Annotated in this window: 1 pseudogene; it reads right to left on the reverse strand. The window is 69.9% G+C overall.

Annotated elements, in window-relative coordinates:
• Positions 1-515 (reverse strand): annotated as a pseudogene (locus AWB68_RS48770) (LuxR family transcriptional regulator); the annotation flags it as partial.

The raw sequence follows: 515 nt of genomic DNA on the forward strand, positions 1-515 counted from the left end.
ACGCCCAGCGCGTACATGGCCTCCAGCAGGTCGAGGGCCCGGTGCTCGTTACCGCGTGCGCGGGCCATGCGCGACGCCGTGAGATAGGCGAGCATCACGGTCTCCGGCGTCGCGGCGCGTTCGAGCATATCCAGCCGGTTGGCGAGCAGCGCTGCCGCGTCATCCAGTCGGTCGTCTTCATACGCAATTGCCGCGCACGCTGCCGCGAACGTGCAACTGAGCGGATGCCGGCGGCCCAACTCAACCTCGATGCTCGCGAGCGCAGGCGTCAAAACGTCCTCGGCGAGGCGCATCTGGCCTTCCCACATATAGCTCGCCCCGGTGATGTGCTCGCCCCATCGCGCCAAATTGCCGATCGGCTCGATCCCTTCGCTGCGCTGGACGCGTTGCTGCGCGCGCCGCGCCTGTGCCGGGTCGCCAAGGAGCATCGCACGCGCCGCGAGCCGGTTCGCGTGCACCTGCGCGAGCCACGTTCCGCCCTCGGGCGGCGACTCCGCCCACGGCTCGAAGAGCGC

Source organism: Caballeronia choica, from assembly GCF_001544535.1.
GTDB lineage: Bacteria > Pseudomonadota > Gammaproteobacteria > Burkholderiales > Burkholderiaceae > Caballeronia > Caballeronia choica.